Origin of the sequence: Streptomyces minutiscleroticus (assembly GCF_014650875.1) — a bacterium.
GTDB lineage: Bacteria > Actinomycetota > Actinomycetes > Streptomycetales > Streptomycetaceae > Streptomyces > Streptomyces minutiscleroticus.
Map to the genome: position 1 here is coordinate 1 of NZ_BMVU01000272.1, position 560 is coordinate 560.

At 73.2% G+C, this 560-nt stretch carries 1 protein-coding gene; it reads left to right on the forward strand.

The window, feature by feature from the left end:
• Positions 1-4: 4 nt before the first annotated feature.
• The coding region (locus tag IE271_RS41435; RefSeq protein ID WP_190195540.1) for an NADP-dependent oxidoreductase at positions 5-560 on the forward strand (556 nt) is incomplete at its 3' end.

Below are 560 nucleotides of genomic sequence, written 5' to 3' on the forward strand. Positions count from 1 at the left end.
AGTCATGAAGGCCATTGTTTTCGACCGGTTCGGCGGCACCGAGGTCCTGCACGAGGCGGAGGTCGAGGTCCCGCAGCCCGGACCGGGCCAGGTCCGCGTCCGCGTCAAGGCGGTCGGTGTGAACCCGGTGGACGGCAAGATCCGCTCCGGGAGCATGGAGGCCATCTTCCCCACCACCCTGCCCGCCATCCCCGGCGGCGAGATCGCCGGCGTCATCGACGCGGTCGGCGAGGACGTCGACCACCTGAAGGTGGGGGACGAGGTGCTGGGCTGGTCCGAGACCGGCTCCTACGCCCAGTACGCCCTGGCCGACGCCACCGTCCTGGCCCCCAAGCCCGCCGGACTGGACTGGGCGCACGCCGCCGCCCTGCCGGTCTCCACCGACGGCGCCGAACGCGTCCTGGACCTGCTGCAGCTCAAGGCCGGGGAGACCCTGCTGATCCACGGCGCCTCCGGCGCGCTGGGCACCATCGCCGTCCAGCTCGCCGTCGCCCGCGGCGCCCGCGTCCTCGGCACCGCCGGTGAGGCCAACCAGGACTACGTCACCTCCCTCGGCGCCA